Genomic DNA, 21628 nt, shown 5'->3' on the forward strand with positions numbered 1-21628 from the left:
GGGTTGGCTCCGCCGCCCGACCGCAGCGGCCGAACCGGTCCGCCCTCCTTTGACATCCAGCGTTGCGATCAGGCCCCAAAGTATCGGGCATTTCTACCGCCTCGGAAAACGGGGCGGCGAAGCCAACCCCACTACGTAAATACGGGCTGTCGGCCCAAATCGGAGAGTTGGTCATGCGTATTGGCGTCGCAAGCTCTTGCCGCGTGGATTCGCCCGCAAGCCGAAAGACGTCAGGTCTTGACTCTTGACAGATTCGCATGGAATTGGATCTTTTCCCGGTAATTTGTCAAAGATCAAGACCTGACGTCTTTTGCGTTCAGATGAGGGAGCCGCGTGCTTTAGCCGCCGGTGTTGGATGTAGCGTCGAGCTTTCGCTCGATGAATCGCCGCGTCGCCCGTATGATCGAATCGACACGAATTGATTAAGGCCACGCTCAAAAAAACGGGAGATCGCACACCTTTGGAGACAAATCGACCTGATAGGGGAGAAGAGGTTTAACCGCTAAGGCCGCGAAGAGAGCGCAAAGGAAGGTGGTAACGTCCGCTCGGCTATCTTCTCTTATTTTCGCGATCTTGGCGACCTTGAGCGAAGCGGGTGGTTTGGAATTCCGGATGAAAGAGACTGGATGAGGGAGCCGCGTGCTTTAGCCGCCGGGGTTGGATGTAGATAGAGCGTGTCCGAAAAGGTGATTGGCTATCGAAAATCGGCCAGGAAAACGGGAATATTAACCGTATTTAAGCTTGAAATACAAGCGGCCTCAAGCTGTTGTGGTTAAATGACTAAACCTAACCATAGTTCAACAACTGAGGCCAACGGCAATCCTGCACATTTCACGCCCTGTTTCAATAACTTTTATTACGCCGCGAGCACGGATTTCAGCGAGTTCTTGGCCGAAAGTGCCGATTTATTCGATTCGAGGCCCGATTTGGTGGTGAAAATCGAGGCCGATCTCGACCGGCACGGCTTGGAGAAAAAGAAGCTCCGGCGGGCCGACCGTCTTTTTCTCCAGAGCCAAAACGGTGCGTTGGCCGGGGCAAGCCGAAAGACGTCAGGTCTTGACTCTTGACAGATTCGCATGGAATTGGATCTTTTCCCGGTAATTTGTCAAAGATCAAGACCTGACGTCTTTTGCGTTTCTCCAGGCAGGCAAATCTTTGGAGCAACTGGAGGAGGCAACCAAACCGGATGACTGGAAGGTGGAAGTGGCACGAAGACTACGTGAGATCAGCATTCCCTACTCCTGGATCTCCCCAAAACTCCATCTGGGAATGTCGATGAGCTCCGGGCTCGGATCTACCGTCAGCACAAACGTCAGGCGTCACCTCGTTCGCCCTGATGCCACCCGTCCTGCATCTACGCCATGCGCCAGGCCGGCTCTCGCCGCTGCCCTCGACTGGCTCGCGAAAAACCCGGGCTGGCTGAAGTGGCTGCATCGGCCATCCGAGTAGTCAAAGAACTCTGAAACACGGGATATTTAATGCTTCGGCGGTTTGTCAGCCAAGTGACTTTGCCTTGCCTGTAGTCGTTCTACTTCAAGGGTTAGCTCGATAATTTTCCAAATGCCTCCCATGTTTATGCCATACATGCGATAAAGATAATCTATCTTGCGCAGGGTGCGGATCGCATTGACGTCAAACCAGAAGCCCTCTGCATGCGGATCTCCGGAGGGGGAAATGAACCCGTGCTGGCAGTACTTCACGATCCTTCTTCGCGGGACATTCGCTCTCCGCTCAGTTAATTCGATGGACCACAATTCATGCGGACGCGGTTCGTAGAGCTGAATCGCATGCTCACTAATGAGTGAGATCTCCTTGCCGCTGTTCATCCCCGATCCACCTCTCCTTCTTCCCTTAGATCAATCATAGACGAGTCTACTTCGGAGTTGGCGCCGGGTCGACTTGATACCCCAAAATAGGGGAAAACCCCGCGCTCCCCTACAATGCAACCGCGGACGCTTCCGGTCCGGGAATTGTAACATGTTTCGCCCTGACCCCATTCCCCGTTCGGACACTTTGTCACTTCGCAAGCACTTCCCGGACTTTATGAGCCAGTGAATTCGGGGAAAACGGCTTCTGCAAAAAGTTCACTTTTTCGTGGAGAATGCCGTGCCGAACGACTGCGTCGTCGGTGTAGCCAGAAAGATAGAGTACCTTCATCTCGGGATGGAGGGCCAGCAACCGCTCGGCGAGGACTCTTCCACCCATACCGGGCATCACGACGTCTGTGACGAGCAAGTGAATCTTCTCCCGGTGCTTCGTGGCGACCCGAATGGCTTCCTCGCCGTGGCTCGCTTCCAGAACGGTGTAGCCGCACTGCTGCAAGGTGACGCGGATCAGTGCCCGAACGGCGTCCTCATCTTCAACCAGCAGCAAGGTTTCCGTCCCGCGCGGGGCGGAACCGAGGCCGGGCTCGGACTTTTCGGTTGTCGCGGTCTGGTCCACGCGTGGGAGGTAGATCTTGAACGAGGTTCCCATGCCCGGTTCGCTGTAAACCTCAATCGTCCCGTCACTCTGCTTGACGATGCCGTAAACCACCGCCAGTCCCAGACCCGTACCCTTTCCAGTCCCCTTGGTGGTGAAAAACGGCTCGAACAAGCGATTTTTGACCTCCTCGGTCATGCTGATTCCCGTGTCCGTGACCGCCAACATCACATAACGACCGGGCCGAACCTCCGCGTGGGACCGGGCGTAGTCCTCGCCGAGGACGACGTTGTTGGTTTCGATGGTGAGTTTACCTCCTTGCGGCATGGCCTCGCGGGCGTTCACCGCCAGGTTCAGAAGAACTTGTTCCAGTTGTCCCGGATCGGCTTTCACGCTTCCGAGTTTAGGGTGCAAGGTGGTTGTCAACTGGATGTCCTCGCCGAGGACGCGACAAAGCATTTTCTCCGTGTCCCGAATGACTTCGTTCAGGTCCAACACTTTTGGAACCAGAACCTGCTTCCGGCTGAAGGCCAACAATTGCCGAGTCAAAGATGTCGACCGCTCCCCGGCCTTGCGAATTTCCTCCAGCAACTCCCGGTTAGGATCATCTGGAGGTATCGATTGAAGTAAGAGTTCGCTGTATCCCGTGATGATGGTCAGCAGGTTGTTGAAGTCGTGCGCCACGCCGCCGGCCAACTGTCCGATGGTCTCCATCTTCTGCGCCTGCTGCAATTGATCCTCAAGTTTCTTCTGGTGGCTGATGTCGAGGAATGTCACCACTGCACCGATAAGCTCCGTGCCCCGCCACATCGGGTAAGACCAATACTCGACGTCGAACCTGGTCCCGTCGGCACGCCAGAACACCTCGTCCTTTACGTGAGTCCCTTGCCGTGCTTGAATCGTCCAAACGATCGGGCATTCTTCCTCGGGGTACGGACGACCATCCGGACGGTGATGGTGGATCAGGATGTGCATGTTCCGACCATTCAGTTGCTCGGGGTTTGCATAGCCGAGGAGCCGGGCGCAAGTCGGGTTCGCCAACATACAGTTGCCGTGGAGGTCGATTCCGTAAATGGCCTCGGCCGTGGAATCGAGCAACAACTGGACGAGCTCTTCCCGCTCGCGGACCATTTCCGTGGCCTTCTTGCGGTCCAACTCACCCGCCATCACCGCGCGCAGACGCTCGAGCCACCAGTCGAGCCGCTGCCGCTTGAATTCCGAAACCGACATCGGTTCGGGTCGCAGGACGAGTTCGGGCGGCTGGTAGTAGGGATTGGGACAGACCAGATCGGCGATGGCCACCAAAGGGTGAGTGACGAGCAGGTCGTGGATGAGCGCGGGATCGAAACGCGACCGTAAGTAGTGGCACGCGATAACCGCTCGGTGGTTGGCCAGGAATTCGTTGAGCATCGCCTCATATTCGATCAACCGATCGCCTTCCAGGTTTGCGTCGAGCGCCCAGGTCATCTCCCCCTGGAACCGCAAGCCGGCGTAGCCGTCGGCAACTGCCGCAGACTCGCACTCCGCCAGATAGTCGAGCATCCTACGGGCGTCGAATTTTCCCTCTCGCAGGTAGACGTCGCGTTTGGTCAGGATCTTGAGCGAGCCTTTTTCGGTTCCCTGGGCAACATTCACGCCCAGGGCAGCAAATCTCTGGACGAGATCCTCGAACGGCGAATCGTTGGCGACATAGAGGCAGCGCTCGCCACTTCGCAATCCGGCGGCGATGAACGCCACCGCACTGGCGGTCTGGTCCAGCAAGTTATCGTGAATCGGGCAGAGGTGATCGCCTTGCCGAAGTTTCGCTAATTCGTGGTCCAGTTTAGTTATCATGACCTCCCTTTTTAGGTTACGACCGTAGCGGTCCAACGTCGAGCTGACTCGCGAGATAGGCGCCAGGGGAAGGCGTACAAAGGGGTCAGGTTTCTGTTTTCCGTAGAAGGCTGCCAAGGAGTCAGGCCGAGTATTTCGATGTTTCTTCACCTGTTCCTCTTTTCTTCCCCGGGAGCCGGCAGCGTTGTGGTTCATGCTAAAGAAGGCTCAAGGCGGGCCCCTCGACGGGCTCATGGCAGGGCGAAGACCGCATGAATGCGGGACCCCAACCTTTGGCCCTGGAATCGACGAAAAGAGAAAAGGGGTCAGAAAAAGGGAGGGGTCAAAAGGGGTCGCGTCTTGTGGTTTGTGGTTGACGAGCGGAGGAGCCCGAAAGGGCGCGAACAGTGGGCAGCCGAAAGACGTCAGGTCTTGACTCTTGACAGATTCGCATGGAATTGGATCTTTTCCCGGTAATTTGTTAAAGATCAAGACCTGACGTCTTTTACGTTTCTTGACGTCTTTTGCGTTTCTTGAACCCGTTCCGAAACAAGCTCGTGACCATCCCGTAACTTGTTGCAAAAACGTTACATTACAAGTCTTGAAACGTTCCTGTTAATGCCTGTTCTATGGGTGGGTCATGAAGAAAATCATCCTTCTCAAATCTATTTGCGCCCTCGGGTGGGTTGTTGCAACGAGCCTCTTTTCCGGTTGCGGATCGGACCCCGTGGACCGAAGCCGTCCCGATGTGATTCGATTCGCGGACACGGGAATTGACGGCCTGGAGGAAATGCGCCGGGCCTTTCATCAGTTCGTGGATACCATGAACGAAAAGACCGGCCTAAAAGTCGATTTCTATCCCGTCTCCGACCGAACCATCGCCGCCGCCGCTTTGGAAGCCGGCGATGTGGATGTGGTCCTCGCGGGCCCCACGGAGTACCTTTTCATCAAGTCCCGGCTCGACGTCCAACCGGTGGCCGCGATCGAACGGGCGGAGTATTACTCCGTAGTCGTGGTCCCAGCCAACAGCTCCTATCGCAACCTGACCGATCTCCGGGGCAAACAGATCGCGTTCAAGGACGCCGGCTCAACCAGCGGCCATGTCGTTCCGACCGCGATGTTCCTGTCCGCCGGCATGAACGAAGGTCGCGATTACCATGGACCGCTGGTCGACCGTCTCCGGTTCGAGATGCTCTACGCGGGAGACGTCTCCGCCATGGTCGGCGGGATCCGGGACTTCCGCAGAATCGAGGAACAGCGTCCCGGCCAATACCGGGTTCTCGCCCAAAGCGATTCCCTGCCGCGCGACATCATCGTCGCCCGTCCTGGCTTGCACCCGGAAATCGTCGAACAATTGCGGAAAGCCATGATCGAGCACGGCGAAGAAATCATGAATGCCATCCTCGCCCCCGGCGAAAGAAACAAATACGTCGGCGCCCGTATCGTTGCCGCCGATGACCGCGACTACGACGAAATGCGCCAAACACACCTCCTCCTGAATCTTCCCTTTGACCAGTAATCGAACCTCGAAAACCAATCGGCCATTTGCATCCCAGGAGAACTCGACCGCGCCATTTACCCGAAAAATGAATACACAGCCCTCCGCTTCGAACCAGCCTCACTACCTCCAAGGGAAGAACGTCTGCAAAACGTTCCCCGGAGGCACTCAGGCTCTGCGGGGAGTTGACTTCGAGATCACTCGGGGAGAAGGCGTGATCCTCCTGGGACACAATGGGTCGGGTAAATCCACCCTCCTGCGTTGCCTCAACCGTTTGGAAAAGCCGACCGACGGCTCCCTCCACTTCGACGGAATTTCCCTCGCCGACGCCAACGCAAACGCCATTCGGCGAGTCCGCCGTCGGATCGGGGTCGTCTTTCAACGGTTCAATCTCGTCGGCAGTCTTACCGCTTTCCAAAACGTTCTGTTCGGGGCAATGGGCCACCACGGCTTTTGGAAAACTCTCGCCCCGATCGCCCGGTCCGGGCTGCGGGATGAAGCCATGGCCGCACTCGACCGAGTCGGTCTCTCCCACAAAGCCAATCAACGCGCCGACCGGCTTTCCGGCGGGCAACAACAGCGCGTCGCGATCGCCCGCACCCTGATGCAAAACGCGGAAGTCCTTCTCGCCGACGAACCCATCGCCAGTCTCGATCCCCGTGCCGCTCGAGGTGTCATGGAATTGCTTTGGGAGGTCGGAAGAGAACGCAAGTTCACCGTGATCTGCACCCTCCATCAACTCGATATCGCGCTCGACTACGGCGAACGCCTGATCGGACTGAAGGCCGGAAAGAAGGTCCTCGATTCTCCCGCCAAAGGCCTGACCAGTCCAGAGCTTTCATGGCTGTATGAGAATCATCATGACGAGGAGAATGAGGACGAGGATTTCTCCCGCGCCGCGATCGAACGCCGCGCGCGACAAACCACCAAACCGGTTCACGCCTGAGATTCCGGGCCCATACTCAGACCCGCAAACACCCAGTCAGTCCTAATCTCTATGAATCAATCCGCATCCCTCAACGGCGCCCCGCCCCGCTTCTCCCGTCCCTCCTCACTGGCCTTCGTGCTCTGGGTAGTCGTCGCGGCAATCTTGATCGGCGGCATGTCCCAGGTCGATGTCACCGCCGACCGGGCCCTCCGGGGTTTTACTCAATTCGGCGCATTCATCAGCCAGGCGGTTCCGCCTGACTTTTCACGCTGGTGGCCGATCACTCGCTACATGGGGCAAACCCTGCAAATGGCGACCGTCGGGGTCTTTTTTGGCGTCCTGCTCAGCCTCCCGGTCGCCCTCCTGGCCTCCGCCAATACAAGTCCCCACGTGATCGTTCGTCACGTGACCCGGATCTTCGTCGCCACCGTGCGAACGGTCCCCGATCTCATCTGGGCATTGATTTTCGTCATCTGCGTCGGTCCAGGCGTCCTCGCCGGAATCCTCGCCATCATTCTGGATACGATCGGGTTCTGCGGCCGCTTCTTCAGTGAACGGATCGAAGAAGCCCAGAACGGACCCGTCGAGGCCCTCTCATCGACAGGGGCGCGGAAGATCCCTGTTATCCTTGGGTCAATCATCCCCGAATGCTTTCCTTCATTCACCGCGACCGGGCTCTTCGCGGTGGAAAAAGCGATCCGTTCCGCCGTCATTCTCGGTCTCGTCGGAGCCGGAGGCATCGGAGTTGAACTCAAAGCCTCAATGGACCTCTGGCGTTATGACCAGGCAATGGCAATCATCATTGTTATCCTTGTCGTAGTCATTACTGCCGAACAGATCTCCTTCGCCATCCGCCGCCGATTCCTCTGATCGGGGGCCTGCCGTTTTAAGCGGCCTGGAGGGCGAAACCGCCTAAAGCCTGCCCAGAAAGCCGCCAAGGGGTCAGGCCTAGTATTAGAGTGTTTTTGCAGGGAAGAAGACCGGGTCAGGGCGAAACCTGTCGCAAAATGGAATGGTGCATAAAGTGTGACAGGTTTCGCCCTGACCCCGTATCTCCGTAGCGTTTTTTTGGCCGGAGATGTAACCCAAGACGTTTTCGATCAAAGGGGTCAAAAGGGGTCGCGTCTTGTGGTTTGTGGTTGACGAGCGGAGGAGCCCGAAAGGGCGCGAACAAGGGGGGCAGGGTTACGTGATTAAGCATATCCTTCTTGAGGCTCCCCCGCGCGAGTCCCGCTTCTTTTCGGCCCTCCCGGAAAATCGGCGAGAGGCTCAAGCGGGATGCCAGGGGTTTACCACCGCGACGCCTGTGGAGGTGAAGTCGTTCTCGTTGCGGGTGGCGACGCAGAGGTTATGAAGGTCGGCTGTCGCGGCAATGAACAGGTCAGGTTGGCTGAAAGTATGGCCGCTCTCGCGTCCGCGCTCGACCATTTCCCGCCAGCGCAGGATGACATCCTCGGTAATTTCGAGAATGCGTCCGCTAAACCAGGGCCTAAGGTCGGCATCCAGCCAATGGTCGAGCTCGTGCCGTCGCGCGGGGTCAGGCAAACGGGCGATGCCAAAACGAATCTCCGCGAAAGTGACGGTGCTCAGAAACAGCTCTCCCGGACGCCTGGAATCGACCCATCGGCGGACAGATGGTTTGCAATGCGTTTTTCGCAGCTCAGACAGGACGTTGGTGTCGAGGAGCCAGCCCCTCATAGATCGACCTCCCGCACCGGCATGGGCTTGCCGGGTTGACCGAAGTCCACTTCCTTCAGGGGTGACTCCCGCACCAATACGGAGAGCGGAGTCTTTGATTCCGGGCGCAGTTTTTCGTAAAGCTCCTCGGAAAGGATGACAGCCGATTTTCGCCCGCGCACGGTAACATGCTGAGGCGCATTCCGGGCAAGGCGCACAACCTCGCTAAAACGCGCCTTCGCCTCCTCCAGCTTCCATGTTCTCTCCGAGGCCATATCTGACTAGTCTGGTCAGATTGCTGGGCTTGTCAAGAAAGCACCTTGATCCTCGCCCCGACCTGCTTTTGCAGTCTGCCGTGGGAATCCAGAAGGGGAATCCAGAAGGGGGCAGCCGGAAGACGTCAGGGTCTGTTGGAAGACCTGCCAGAGTGAAGAGGGTCAGAGGGGTTATGTCGGGACTCTGGTCAAAAGCTCTTCCCTGAGCCTCAAAAACGCCGACGCCGATGGCACAGGTGTCCGGTTGGCTTCCAGACGACCGGACCCTTAGATGAAACGACGCCGACGGCGGACGGCAGGATGCCATTCCTCCCAGTGACAGGAGAGCATGTCGCCGTAGTCGGGTTGGCTCCGCCGCCCGACCGCAGCGGCCGAACCGGTCCGTCCTCCTTTGACATCCAGCGTTGCGATCAGGCCCCAAAGTATCGGGCATTTCAACCGTCTCGGAAAACGGGGCGGCGAAGCGAACCCCACTACGTAGTCTAAACGGAATCGTCTGAAGAACTGTGGATATGCAAAGCGACTGGAGAAAATATCGAAATGCTCAGCCTGACCCCTTGCCTGTTGCGGATGAGCTGGATCTGTTACCGATGTCCTCGGATCGACGCCCCATCCAAAATGCGGGGTGGTTTTTAAAAAGCTGGCTCAAGTCGAATCCGGAAAAATCGCCACGGCGTTCCTTGAGTAACAGGAAAAGCCCAATTCTCCGAAAGTGAGTTTGTGCCGTTTGTGCTCCCTTTCTCCACGCCTTCGCTTAGAGGATACCAATCCACAAGGTCGGGTGATCCTTCCACGATCACGACTGCATCCGTTGCCCACCGTGCGAGCTGGAAGGCGAAAAAGAGGCTGTCACCATCCCGCCGCATCCCCGGCAGCGCGCCGCGAAACTCCCCGCCCGGCATCAGGCCAATGGCATATGCGAGCAGGTTTGGAATCGTGCCGTCAGAGCGAAAATCGATTTCCCGTTCTTTACCTGTCAGTCCGAAGGCATCGGCCCAAGCCTCGAAGGAGAGCACAATGAGCACGGACATATCCCCACTTGTCGCGGTGCCGAAGGGATTCGAGAAGACGGCTGAATAAGACCCGGTATCGGTCAGCTGGGCTTCTCCCAGGGAAAGGGAGAGGGTGCTCATCTCAAACCTTTCGTCACGTAATTCGACCCCATTGCGCAACCATTGCGACCTTCCCTCCCCCATTCCAGTGACGGCAACCGTAATTTGAAGCGGATCTCCCTCATGCACCAGGAGTTTTTCGGGAAGCGCAGTGATCGAAGGCGGACTGCCGGCCACCTTAATAGGAATGGAAAACAGCGACACCCCCTGAGCGTTCGTGGCTTCGATCACAGCAACATGGTGGCCATGATCCTCCGGGATTCCGTAAATCGCGGCGGTTTCGGGGTCGAAGCTTAAACCTTCCGGTAAATGCAAAGCTGAGAGCTGCAGCGATTGTTCAGGCAGAAAAAGGGAATAGCTGAAGAGAACGCCGACCTGGCCGGTCGCTTCAGGTGCCTGCTCGAATCCATCGTCGACGACGTGCAATTCGAGTGCGAAGGAGCGGATGCCATAGACATTGCTCACAGAAAGCGGGATAAAATGGATTCCGGGATCAACGGGGGTCCCGAGGAGTGTTCCCGTCGAAGCGTCAAATTCCCAGCCCGAAGCGATCTCTGCGGTATAGACCGTCGCCAGGTCGATACCCTCGGCTTGGATCTGGTATTCGAATGGTTGCCCGACTGCCGTAATCGCCGCATTGGCACTGGTTACGAGTGGGGGCCAACCCGCCGCCGGATATACGACAATTGTCAGGAGAAAGGGCGAAGAAACGTTGTCTTCATGCCCGGCCAGGACGGTTATAGGATAGGAGCCGGCTTCGGTCGGTGTTCCTGAGATCAGGCCTGTCAGCGGATCGATGCTCATTCCCGGCGGGAGGCCTTCGGCCGATATGACCTGCGAAGGCACGTCTGTTTTAACAAGGTATTCCAAGTGTTCTCCGGCGATGCCAAAGGTAGTTGGAGGGCTGATAATTAATGGGGGCCAATTGCGCGAAGCGATAGCGACGGCGCCAACATCGAGAACCACGATCGCCTCCTCATTCGCGGTCACCGAACGAAACTGACGCGCCCAGTCGGATGAGCTTCCTGTCGGGTTTCGCCACATTTCCCGCCATTCAATCCCATCCCGGGAACGCAGAATCATCGACCGGGTGCCGACCACGATAAACTCCTCACCCGTCCAGTAAAGGTCGTTGAAGTCGGGGATGTGCGTTCCAGGGTTCTGGGTCGGTTCGACCAGGGAACCCGGCCAATTCCGGCGTTCCCAGTTCAAACCATCGAGCGATCGGGCGATGATCCCCCGGGGACCAACGGCGACAAATACGCCGTCACCATAACCAATTGTGTCAGCAACCGACCACGTCCAGTCCGGATGCCGCAACGGTTCCGGCCAGGGATGGTTCGTCCATTCCCCTCCATCTTCCAAAATGGCAAGCCGCTGGGAACCGGAATCCAGGGACACGATCTTTCCGTTACCGGAGGCAAGGCTTGCCGCATCATGAGAAAAAGAAAGGTGCCCCTCGCTCCACTCGTCGCCATTTTCGGAAGTGATAACCCGGGAGCCTGCGATCGTGACGAGTCTGTCGTCCGCCCTTGTCAGGCTTAGGATCCAGCTTGGAGTCTGATGGACAATGGTCCAGTCGTCCCCCGTCTCCGAGGTAAAAATCCTGTTGCCCCCAACTGCGAAAAAACGATCCCAGGCGAAAACCACCTGCCTGAGTTCCTCCTGGGATGAAATCACATTCGTGGTCCAGGTCTTCCCATCCAGGGAAACCCCAACGTGTCCGAAAAGGCCAACCGCCACAAACCGACCGTTTCCGAAGGCGACGCTGTTGCGGGGGTGGGTGGTGCCAAGGCTGTGCCGAGTCCACAGCGGAGCATAAACGTGCAGCGAAATCGTCGTCTCTGTTACTCCGAAGAAGTTTTCGACGGAAATCGACACCTCGTAACGGCCGGGTTCCGACAACGATCCGGTTAGACGTCCCGAGTCCGGATCAATAACCAGGCCTTCAGGCAGATCGTCAGCAAAATAACGGGTGACCGGGTCTTTGTGATACGCGTCCATTTGGATGTCGATCAACTTGCCCGTGTCAAAAATCCGCACGGTGGGAAATTCGGCGAACTCCGGTGCAGGTCCCTCCTCCGGGAAAATCAGCACTTGTATTTCCGCGCTTTCCGAAGAACCAAGTGCATTGATCGCCTGGATGGAGAATGAAAACTCACCAGCCTTGAGGGGCGTCCCGAAGAGACTCCCCGTCCCGAGGTCAGCAGAGAGGCCGGGGGGAAGAGCTCCCTCGACAACAAAATACAGGGGATTGTAGTGGGCCTCGATAACTTCGAAAAACGACTCGCCCACCTGACCCAGGAAGTGGTGCGGGCTTCCAACAATGGAGGGTGGCCATTCGCCACTGGCGGCGACAAGCTTGCTCCCGCCCCCCGTTGCGATAAATTGCTCACTTCGGGGGTCCCAGATCACGTTGCTGACATCCGCTCCCGTACTGCGCTCGACCCAGTGCAATCCATCCTGAGATGTGAACAATACGGTACCCGAGGCGCCGACAAATTGTCCTGCCGCATAGACAACATTCAAAAGAGAAAGAGGCGATTCCCCGGCCCGCGTCCAATCGGCGGCGTCCGAGGAACGGAGGATAATGCCGCCCACCCCACTCACCAGGAAAACGCCGTCCCCGTAAGCCACCGAATAAAACTCAACGGACGCCGGAGAACTCTGCTGGCTCCACGAAAGAGCGTCACTGGAGGTAAGGATCAACCCATTCCGTCCGACCGCGATAAAGAGCCCCCCACCAAAACGAACCCGATTGGTTATGCCGGTGGCCGATGTCAGCACGAGCGTCCAGTCAAGGCCATCGATGGAAACAGCAAACTGTCCGGTTCCGCCTGCGGCGACATAAAGGCCGTTGCCAAACGTGACCGTGGTCGCGGAGAAAGACCCCGGGAAGGTGCCGGAGGTCCACCCCTCCTTATCGCTCCCGTCACCGGTCGCAAAGCGCCTTCCGGCCACGGCAACAAACCCGGCGTCACCAAAGACAATGTCGTTGTATTGAACGATCGCGGCGTCAGGTTCGACAATACCAGTTTCGTAATCATCGGTGATCAGGATCCGCCCGGAAAGACCAACCGCGGCGATCCGTTCCGGGCTTGCCGCGAGCGCCCGCAGGGCAAAATCGGCCGCCACTCCGGTTCTTTGAAAATCGCTGGGGCGAACGTTCAGATTGAATGTCTCGGAACGTTCGCCATAAATGCCGGACACGTGAACCGTGACGGCGTGCGTTCCAAAGCTTTCCGGCCTACCCCACAGCAAGGCGCGCCACGGATCGAAAAAGACGCCTTCGGGCAGCCCGTCAAAGACATAACCCCCCAGGGGATCATACGGCAAGGAAAGCTCGATGAACAGATCCTGCCATTGGTCGCCGGTAAAAACCAGGTCAGGCTCCGGAAAGCCGGGAGGTTGCCCGTCGGCCGGAAAAATTTCAAAGCGCATCACGACCGGATCGGCCGGCATCCCCCCTCGGAGCGCAACGACGTTCGCCGCGAAGGTTCCCGCTTGAGTCGGGACACCGGAAATCTGGCCGGTCGCTGGGTTCAGCGACAACCCGGGGGGCAGTCCGGCAGCAACAAATTCGGCCGCCCCGAAAGCGGCTTTCACTTCAGTCTCCAACGGGTGCCCGACGCGTCCGTGAGTCTTGTGGGGAACGATGGCCACAGGAGCAACCGTCGCAGGCAAGGAAAGAACCGCCCCGTTAATGGTGAACACACCCGCCATCTGGCCGCCTCCCATGGCCATTCGTTGCGGGTCGACGCGGAATCGCGGGCGAAGGGGCGACCAATGTTGACCATCAAGGGAGAAAGAGACGTGGCTTTGACTTGAAACCAGCGCGAAGACCCCCTCCGCAAAGAGAATGCGGTCAATCGAGTCATTGGAGCTTAATGGTTCGGGACGAGGCAAATGAGACCAGTTAACCCCGTCCTTTGTGATCATCAGCCAGGAACCTGTCCAACCGAGGTGGACCCCGTTGCCGTACACAACATCCCAGGCGCGTTGCTGGCCCTCCGGGGCAAGAAGTTCCCAGTCGTTCAAAGTAGCTGAAGACCATGCCCGCTGCCCGTCCTGAAGAAAATACCGGCCGCCCCCGTAGGAAATGCCGCGGATTTCCCTGGTGGTAACAGGTGGCAGATTCGTCCAGGTGACACCATCGGGAGAGGCGGCCATCCACCCATTGGTTCCCGCCGCGAGATAGCCCTGGCTGCCCCAGGTGAAGCGCCGGACGGCTGCATTCGGCGGGAAAGTCCACTCTTGCCACTTCTCTCCGTCCTGCGAATATACGACCCTGCCTGCGTTCACTCGGGCGACAAACTTTCCGTTGATAAACTGAACCCCCGCCGGAAAAGCGCCCAGCGTGTGTGCGACGCCAGTCCAGGAGAATCCGTCGGTGGAGACCTGGAACTCATCCTGGTTCGTCGACAAAATAAAGCGGCCGTTTCCATAGGCCATTGTCCCCAAGGATGTACCCGAAAGATCAGTACGCTCCCAATCCTCATCCTCTCTATGAGGAATCACCAGGTTGAGAGTCCGCTCATCTGTTCCGCCGCTGTTCTCAGCCATCAGATGGAAGGAATACACTCCCGGATCCGGGGCGATGCCGGCCAGATTCAACTGCATTGAACCGCTTGCATTGAGGTAGGGATCAAGTCTGGTCCCCGGAGGCAAATCATCGCCGAGCCACCTCACAACCGGGAGGGCCGATTCCGCAATTACTTCGAGAACCAAATTTGCGCCCGTTTCGGCGGTCAGCATCCTTTCTGAAATAACCGGAGGCCCGGCTTCTTCTTCGTCCGCGACGACGACTAGGCGAAACTTCACAGGGTCGGTCATTCGCCCGCCGACCCGGGCCGCGAACAAAACGTCGTAGGAGCCGACTGCATCCACTGCCCCTGTCACCTCGCCGGTCTGAGAGTCCAACGTCAGCCCTTCGGGCAGGTTTAAGGAGAAGAACTCTTCCGCGTCGCCCTGGACATCGATGAGGAAGGAAACCGTTTCTCCCGCGGTAAACCCATGAGCTCCCGGCAGCACGATCCCTGGTGCCCACTCGCCGGTGGAGCGGAGAATTCGCCCATTCGTGCCGCCCAGTATCACCGTTTGCTGGCTGGCAGCGCCGCTTCGCACGTCCGCGGTGGCCCCCGCAGACTGGAGGATCCAGTGCTCCCCATTGATGGAAGTCAGGATGGTTCCCTGGGCGGTCACAGCCACGAAGCGGCCGTCACCGTAAAAAATTCTTTGGAAATTCTCAGAGGTCCCGGCTGATCGGCGGCTCCAACTGGTGCCGGTATCCGAAATCCAAATCCGCCCGTTCCTGCCGGCGGCCACAAATCGCCCGTTGCCCGCCGCCAGGTGCTGGGAATGGTCCCACGACCCAGGCCAGGACGTGGCATTCCATGGCCCGCGCGGATCGGTCGCCCATGCTGCCTCGCCGCCGCTGCCGAGTGCCAGGAAGCGCCCGTTGTCGAACGCCAGCCCCATCGGTCCCTCGAACGGCCTTGGGTGGGCCTGCCAGCTGATACCGTCGGTCGACACGTCGAATTGTGGTTCGGCCATCAGCGAGTAACTTCGAACAAAATGCCCGTTGCCGAACGTGAGCGAGGTCAGTTGCGCCCCGGAAAGCGATGCGTGACGTTGGGTCCATGCTGAGCCCGTGGGGGACGTATACACGATTCCGTCCTGTCCCTGGGCAACGAATGTATGGTTGCCGAAAGCCAATGAATAGAACCGGCGAACCTGGCTGGGGCTTCGATCAACCCAGCTCTTCCCATCGTCGGTCGATTGGAGAACCAGGGCGCCATTGGGTTTTCCTCCCGCCAAAACGAAGTTCCCATTGCCGAAAGCTGCCGCTGCAAGAGTGTTCCCGCTCCCCGTCTCGATCACTTCCCAAACCCGGTCCATGACGACCAGCGCGAACACTGCGGAGGCTCCGCCATACACGTTGGTCACCTCGATCGATATTTTGTGGAAGCCCGGTTCGGCCACGGCGCCGATAAGGTGAATTCCATTCCCAGGCGTCCATTCAACCGCCGCCCCAGCCGGCAGGCCGTTTACCGAAATGGAAGATCCCCAAAGGTCCCGAAATACCGGCACAACGAATGAAAATGGTTCTTCCCTGTAAACGACCTGATACTCCGGGGGGCGGATACTCGGAACGTTTCCAGTTGCAGGATAGATCCCAATACCGAGCTCAACCGGTGTTGAGGAGCCGTGCTCATTCGTCGCTCCAACCCGGACCGAGAAGATGCCTTCGCTTCCAGGCGTCCCGGAAATCAACCCTGTCGCCGGATCGAGGAAGAGACCTGTCGGCAGGGGCGCGGCACTGAAATAAAGAACCGGTCCATCCGCTTCGAGGTGAAATGCAAATGGCTCGTTAACGATGCCGCCGGCCCACGGCGCGCTCGTGATTTGTGGCGGTGTGTCCGACGCGGCTCCTGATGTCTGTTGGCCGGCAACGGCCTGAAACAAGACGACGCAAGCGACAAGGACGCAGGTAAAGGTATGGCATTTATTCATCAGAAAGACAGAGGTACCAAGGCAATCGCAGGCTACAGCAAATCAACCTCCCTCGTCAATCAGAAGCTCCTTACCAACGCGAAGGCGAACAAAGCATTGCCATGAGAATCTATCGGACAACCAACCTCGAAAATGCGACGATTACCGGCGACACCCTACTTGGCGAAAACCGTGGCACGGAGCGGGCTCCGACGAACTGTTGGACGAAAGCCGCGGTGAGCGATGATCCGCTACTATGACACCGGCTTGCTTCTCAAGCTGTACACGGAGGAGCGGGAATCCGATGCGGTCCGGGCCTTCTTTGAGCGGACGGCTCGTCGTTTCCGGCACCATGAACCTGACCCAGACCAGTTGCAGGCACATCATGAAGCAGAAGAAGAGGAAGACGAACCCGGGCGCGAAGGCGGTTACTATCGTCGGGAAGAACAAGGTCAACAAGGCGGCGAAAATCCAGTGGGGGGGAAGGGGACGGGGCTAGTACTGCCCTCGCCCCGTTCTCTCCTCTTTCGATTGCCGATCCAGGCACAAGCCGACCCCTTTCCTCACTGGATTCCGGGTGAGTCATTAAAATAATAATTTAACAACAGGTGTCGGGTTGCGCCATTTGCAGATCCTTGGACGGGATCCGGGCGAGCAGGAACGTTTTGGGTTTTGCAGCGCGGCAGACGGGGTCAGTCATTAACGTAATACTTAAGGGCTGAGGCGGCCTGACCCCGTCCGCACACCTCCCAACGCCGTCGAGAGGGTACCCGACCACATCATGGTGTGACCCACCTTCGCTCGCTTGATGATCGCCACAATTCGACGACGGCCTGCCCAAAATGCGGATCGCCGCTTGTGGAGCGAGTCGCCCGAACCGGGCGAAATGCTGGTGGTTCCTTTCTCGGCTGCACCGGGTTTCCTAAATGTCGCTTTACGAGACCGCTCTGATTTGGGAGCAGAGGTAAGGGGTCAGTCCACGCATTCTAACACATGAGAGGGCCTAGGGGTTATGTCGTGACTCTGGTCAAAAGCTCTTCCCTGAGCCTCAAAAAAGCCGACGCCGATGGCACAGGTGTCCGGTTGGCTTCCAGCCGACCGGACCCTGAACTGAAACGACGCCGACGGCGGACGGCAGGATGCCATCCCTCCCAGTGACAGGAGAGCATGTCGCCGTAGTCGGGTTGGCTCCGCCGCCCGACCGCAGCGGCCGAACCGGTCCGCCCTCCTTTGACATCCAGCGTCGCGATCAGGCTCCAAAGTATCGGGCATTTCAACCGCCTCGGAAAACGGGGCGGCGAAGCCAACCCCACTACGTAAATACGGAGCAGAGGTAAGGGGTCAGTCCACGCATTCTAATACTTGAGAGGGCCAGAGGGGTCATGTCGTGAGGTTTGTCAAAATTCCTTCCCTGAGTCTCAAAAAAGCCGACGCCGATGGCACAGGTGTCCGGTTGGCTTCAGGCCGACCTTACCCTGAACTGAAACGACGCCGACGGCGGACGGCAGGATGCCATTCCTCCCAGTGACAGGAGAGCATGTCGCCGTAGGCGGGTTGGCTCCGCCGCCCGACCGCAGCGGCCGAACCGGTCCGTCCTCCTTTGACATCCAGCGTTGCGATCAGGCCCCAAAGTATCGGGCATTTTAACCGCCTCGGAAAACGGGGCGGCGAAGCCAACCCCACTACGTAAATACGGGCTGTCGGCCCAAATCGGAGAGTTGGCCATGCGTATTGGCGTCGCAAGCTCTTGCCGCGTGGATTCGCCCGGAGGGAATCGGACCGCAGATTTCGCGGATAGGCGCAGATGGGGAAGCGACGGTCTTCGGCTGAAGCACGAAGCTCCGGTTTGGGAGGGCCTCCGGGGTTTGGCGCGGATTCTCCGGCGCCCCTCTCCCCTTGCATTCTCCCTTGACCCCCCTGCATTCTCCATCTCCATTCATTCTCCAGACAAGAAACGACTATGCCCGCTTACCGATCTCGAACAACGACTCATGGCAGAAACATGGCAGGTGCGCGTGCGCTCTGGCGCGCCACCGGCATGCAAAATTCGGATTTTGGTAAACCGATCATCGCGATCGCCAATTCCTTTACTCAGTTCGTGCCGGGGCATGTCCACCTGAAGGATCTGGGGCAACTCGTCGCTGAGGAAATCCGCGCGGCGGGAGGCATTGGCCGCGAGTTCAGCACGATCGCGGTCGATGATGGTATCGCCATGGGTCACGGCGGCATGTTGTATTCCCTGCCGAGCCGTGAGGTGATTGCCGATGCGGTCGAGTATATGTGCAATGCTCATTGCGCGGACGCGCTGGTCTGCATTTCAAACTGCGACAAAATCACCCCCGGCATGCTCAACGCGGCCCTGCGCTTGAATATCCCGACCATTTTCGTCTCGGGCGGTCCCATGGAAGCGGGGAAAGTCGTGATCAATGGGGTCATCCATAAGGCCGACCTGGTTGATTCGATGGTGAAGGCGGCCGACGAAAATGTGTCGGACGAAGAGAGCGCCGCTTTCGAAGCGAATGCCTGCCCGACCTGCGGCTCCTGTTCCGGCATGTTTACCGCCAACTCGATGAACTGTCTGACGGAGGCGCTGGGGTTGTCGCTTCCGGGAAATGGCTCGACCCTCGCCACGCACAAATTCCGCGAGCGTCTTTTTCGGGAGGCGGGCCGGCGTATCGTCGACCTGACCAGGCGATATTACGAGCAGGACGATCTCTCGGTGCTGCCGCGCAGCATCGCCTCGTTTGAAGCGTTTCAGAATGCGATGAGCCTTGATATCGCCATGGGCGGGTCCACCAACACGGTCCTGCACCTCCTGGCGGCGGCGCACAGTGCGGAAGTCGATTTCACGATGAAGGACATCGATGTCCTTTCGCGCAAGGTTCCCTGCTTGAGCAAGGTGGCGCCCAATTCGCCGATCTACCACATGGAGGATGTTCACCGGGCGGGGGGCATTTTTCGCCTCCTGGGTGAACTCGACCGGGGCGGGCTGATTCACCGGGGCTGCCCGACGGTGCATAGCGCGACGATCGGAGAGGCCATCGATGCCTGGGATATCCGGCGGGAAGTCAAAGCCGAGCACCGCGAGCTCTACCATGCGGCGCCTGGCGGCAAATACTCGATCACGGCCTTTTCGCAGGCCTCCCGCTGGGAAACTCTGGATACCGATCACGAGGGCGGGTGTATTCGCAGTGTGGAGCATGCCTATAGCAAGGATGGTGGTCTGGCGGTGCTCTTTGGGAACATCGCGCCCAAGGGTTGCATCGTGAAAACCGCCGGGGTCGACGAATCGATTCTGAAGTTCCGCGGCCGGGCACGTATTTTCGAAAGCCAGGAGAGCGCGGTGCAGGCGATTTTGCTGGGTCAAATTGTGGCCGGCGATGTGGTGGTCATCCGCTACGAAGGCCCCAAAGGTGGACCAGGTATGCAGGAAATGCTTTATCCCACCTCCTACCTGAAATCAAAGGGGCTGGGCAAGGAGTGCGCCCTTATCACGGACGGACGGTTTTCCGGCGGCACCTCCGGTCTCTCGATCGGGCATGTTTCTCCGGAGGCCGCGGCCAAAGGCCCGATCGCTCTGATCGAAGAAGGCGATACGGTGGTGATCGACATCCCTGAGCGTGCCATCTCGATAGCGGTGGAGGATGCGGAATTGGCACGCCGCCGCGAAGCTATGGTGGCCAAGGGTAGTGGAGCCTGGAAGCCCAACCGGGTGCGCCAGGTGACCCCGGCGCTGAAGGCCTACGCGTTGCTCGTCACCAGCGCGGATACGGGTGCGGTGCGGGACCTGTCGCTCCTTGATTCCTGAGCGGCGGATCGGCGGTGCGAGGCAGTCGAAAAGGAAATTGAACCGCAGATTTCGCGGATAGGCGCAGCAAGGGAAGGGGGGGTGGTTAACCGCTCGTTCTTTAGCCTTTATTTTTGGGGAAGACCTGTCAGACACGCAGGTCGGATGCCGAGCTGGATACAGTGGTTCTATGATCCCGTGGTGTATGTTCTCGGGACGGTTTTGCTTCTGATGCAAATCGGGGGGATCATCGCCGCGGGCCACGCGGTGATGACCAACCGGACTCCGCAGGGAACGATCGCCTGGGTGTTGTTTTTATTGGTGTTCCCGACCTTGGGTTTGCCCATGTACATGCTGTTCGGGGGGCATCGCTTTCGAGGTTACATCCGAGCCCGCCGCACCGAGGATCAGGCGTTGATGGGGGTCGTCGCCAGTTTTACGAAAGGGCTCAAGGCCTTTCGATCCGGCAAATCTTCGGAGCGGAACGGGCTCGATGTGCTCGAGCGTCTCGCCCATTTTCCGGTTACGTCCGGCAACACCACTGAATTGCTCATTGATGGGGAAGCCACATTCAGTTCGATCTTCGTGGGGATTGAGGCGGCTCGCGACTACGTGATCATCCAATTTTACCTTGTGCGGTCGGACCGTATCGGCCGGGAGTTGCGTGACCGGCTGCTCGAGAAGCTTCGCGAAGGGGTTCGGGTTTATTTCCTCTATGACGAAATCGGCAGTTACAGTCTTCCCCGGGCCTATTTGAAGACGCTCCGGAAGGCGGGGGCGGAAATTCAGCCATTCAACTCCTCGGCGGGATGGAGGCATCCGCTCCGGTTGAATTTCCGAAACCACCGCAAGATCGTCATCGTCGATGGCAAGAATGCCTGGGTCGGCGGGCATAATGTCGGGGATGAATACCTCGGACGCAGCGGGCGCTTCGGGCATTGGCGCGACACCCATCTCAGGATTTCCGGTCCTTCCGTCCAGTGTGTTCAGCTGATATTTCTCGAAGACTGGTATTGGGCGACCGAGACGATTCCTCGTTTCCGGTGGGAACCTCCCGCACCCGGGGAGGGCGTGGAGACCCGTCATGTCGCCGTGTTGCCGGGGGGGCCGGCGGATGATGTGGAGTCCATTAACTTGACCTTTCTTCACGTCATTCAGAGCGCGCGTCGCCGGGTTTGGATTCAAAGTCCTTATTTCGTCCCGGACGAACAAATTGTGTCGGCGTTGCAATTGGCGACGCTCCGCGGGGTTGACGTGCGCATTTTGCTACCGGAAAGGTCGGATCATCTTCTGGTCTGGTTGAGTTCTTTTTATTATACCGGTCAAGAGAAGCTGCGGGATGTTCGGATCTTCCGGTATCTTCCCGGATTCCTGCACAGCAAGATGATGCTGATCGACGATCAGATCGCCTTTATCGGGACCGCGAATTTGGATAACCGCTCCTTTCATATCAACTTTGAGATCATGATCGGGGTGGTCGATCCGCGATTCGTCGCTGAGGTCGAGGAGGCGATGGAACGGGATTTCGGCAATGCCCGGGAAGTCGGGTTCGAGGATTATACCGAACGGCCCCTGTGGTTCCGGGTTGCTGCCCGCACCGCTCGTCTTCTCGCGCCCATTCAGTGA

General features: G+C 58.3%; 13 protein-coding genes and 1 pseudogene. 7 read left to right on the plus strand and 7 right to left on the minus strand.

Features of this window, described 5'->3' with window-relative positions:
* Window positions 1-776 precede the first annotated feature (776 nt).
* Window positions 777-1067, plus strand: a complete 291-nt coding sequence (locus ACWUI2_RS06060) for a hypothetical protein (RefSeq protein ID WP_486981963.1) — start codon at window positions 777-779, stop codon at window positions 1065-1067.
* 408 nt (window positions 1068-1475) lie between these two features.
* On the opposite strand, the gene ACWUI2_RS06065 is transcribed toward ACWUI2_RS06060, so the two are convergent.
* Window positions 1476-1826, minus strand: coding sequence for a MerR family transcriptional regulator (locus tag ACWUI2_RS06065; protein ID WP_486981964.1), 351 nt, complete (start codon window positions 1824-1826; stop codon window positions 1476-1478).
* A 190-nt stretch (window positions 1827-2016) separates the two neighbouring features.
* A complete protein-coding gene (locus ACWUI2_RS06070) occupies window positions 2017-4254 on the minus strand; it encodes an MEDS domain-containing protein (RefSeq protein ID WP_486981965.1) in 2238 nt (745 codons plus the stop codon).
* A gap of 769 nt (window positions 4255-5023) precedes the next feature.
* Here ACWUI2_RS06070 and ACWUI2_RS06075 point away from each other — a divergent pair.
* From ACWUI2_RS06075 to phnE, 3 genes are all read left to right on the plus strand, one after another.
* Complete coding sequence (locus ACWUI2_RS06075) at window positions 5024-5752, plus strand: phosphate/phosphite/phosphonate ABC transporter substrate-binding protein (protein ID WP_486985045.1); 729 nt, start codon at window positions 5024-5026, stop codon at window positions 5750-5752.
* Window positions 5753-5819: 67 nt separating this feature from the next.
* A complete protein-coding gene (gene phnC, locus ACWUI2_RS06080) occupies window positions 5820-6677 on the plus strand; it encodes a phosphonate ABC transporter ATP-binding protein (RefSeq protein ID WP_486981966.1) in 858 nt (285 codons plus the stop codon).
* A 51-nt stretch (window positions 6678-6728) separates the two neighbouring features.
* A complete protein-coding gene (phnE, locus tag ACWUI2_RS06085) occupies window positions 6729-7529 on the plus strand; it encodes a phosphonate ABC transporter, permease protein PhnE (protein WP_486981967.1) in 801 nt (266 codons plus the stop codon).
* A gap of 399 nt (window positions 7530-7928) precedes the next feature.
* Here the strand turns inward: phnE and ACWUI2_RS06090 are convergent, their stop codons facing one another.
* From ACWUI2_RS06090 to ACWUI2_RS06110, 5 genes are all read right to left on the minus strand, one after another.
* On the minus strand, window positions 7929-8357 hold the full coding sequence (locus tag ACWUI2_RS06090) for a PIN domain-containing protein (RefSeq protein WP_486981968.1): 429 nt from the start codon (window positions 8355-8357) through the stop codon (window positions 7929-7931).
* The gene (locus ACWUI2_RS06095) at window positions 8354-8611 is read right to left on the minus strand and encodes a type II toxin-antitoxin system Phd/YefM family antitoxin (RefSeq protein WP_486981969.1); all 258 of its coding nucleotides are present in this window, start codon (window positions 8609-8611) and stop codon (window positions 8354-8356) included. Before ACWUI2_RS06095 ends, ACWUI2_RS06090 begins: the two co-directional genes overlap by 4 nt.
* Before the next feature lie 267 nt (window positions 8612-8878).
* Window positions 8879-9049 (minus strand): hypothetical protein, encoded by a 171-nt coding sequence (locus tag ACWUI2_RS06100; RefSeq protein WP_486981970.1) that lies wholly within the window; start codon window positions 9047-9049, stop codon window positions 8879-8881.
* Between the two features lie 194 nt (window positions 9050-9243).
* Window positions 9244-16236, minus strand: a complete 6993-nt coding sequence (locus tag ACWUI2_RS06105) for a putative Ig domain-containing protein (protein WP_486981971.1) — start codon at window positions 16234-16236, stop codon at window positions 9244-9246.
* A gap of 141 nt (window positions 16237-16377) precedes the next feature.
* Window positions 16378-16674, minus strand: coding sequence for an MFS transporter (locus tag ACWUI2_RS06110; RefSeq protein WP_486981972.1), 297 nt, complete (start codon window positions 16672-16674; stop codon window positions 16378-16380).
* A 372-nt stretch (window positions 16675-17046) separates the two neighbouring features.
* Between ACWUI2_RS06110 and ACWUI2_RS06115 the strand changes: the two are divergent.
* The 3 genes and pseudogenes from ACWUI2_RS06115 to cls form a co-directional block, all read left to right on the plus strand.
* A pseudogene (locus tag ACWUI2_RS06115) lies at window positions 17047-17166 on the plus strand (topoisomerase DNA-binding C4 zinc finger domain-containing protein); the annotation flags it as partial.
* Between the two features lie 1009 nt (window positions 17167-18175).
* Window positions 18176-20023, plus strand: a complete 1848-nt coding sequence (gene ilvD, locus ACWUI2_RS06120; RefSeq protein ID WP_486981973.1) for a dihydroxy-acid dehydratase — start codon at window positions 18176-18178, stop codon at window positions 20021-20023.
* Between the two features lie 144 nt (window positions 20024-20167).
* Window positions 20168-21628, plus strand: a complete 1461-nt coding sequence (gene cls, locus ACWUI2_RS06125; protein ID WP_486981974.1) for a cardiolipin synthase — start codon at window positions 20168-20170, stop codon at window positions 21626-21628.

The organism is Verruconatronum alginivorum, assembly GCF_056590205.1.